Source organism: Acidisphaera sp. L21 (genome assembly GCF_009765685.1).
GTDB lineage: Bacteria > Pseudomonadota > Alphaproteobacteria > Acetobacterales > Acetobacteraceae > LMUY01.
Genome location: NZ_LMUY01000027.1, coordinates 1 through 208, shown reverse-complemented (window position 1 = coordinate 208; position 208 = coordinate 1). Strand labels below are relative to the sequence as shown.

1 protein-coding gene is annotated in these 208 nt (G+C 58.7%); it reads left to right on the top strand.

Annotation, left to right across the window (positions count from 1 at the left end; translation table 11 throughout):
- Positions 1 to 208: hypothetical protein (locus tag GSQ76_RS06985; protein ID WP_158743195.1), on the top strand; the 208-nt coding region annotated here is incomplete at both ends.

Genomic DNA, 208 nt, shown 5'->3' with positions numbered 1-208 from the left:
ATCACCATCACGGAAGCCAAGGGAAACCAACCCGACCTGGAGCCGGCCGATCAGTCGATCATTGGCCACATTCGCGAGGCTTTACTGCCCGATGATGGCCAGGTTGGGAAACGAGCCGCCATTGCCGATAACGACGTCACGCTGACGGTGTTGCCGCAGGATGGAGAGGTTGACCGGATCGTTGACATTATCCAGGCCAGCAATCCGC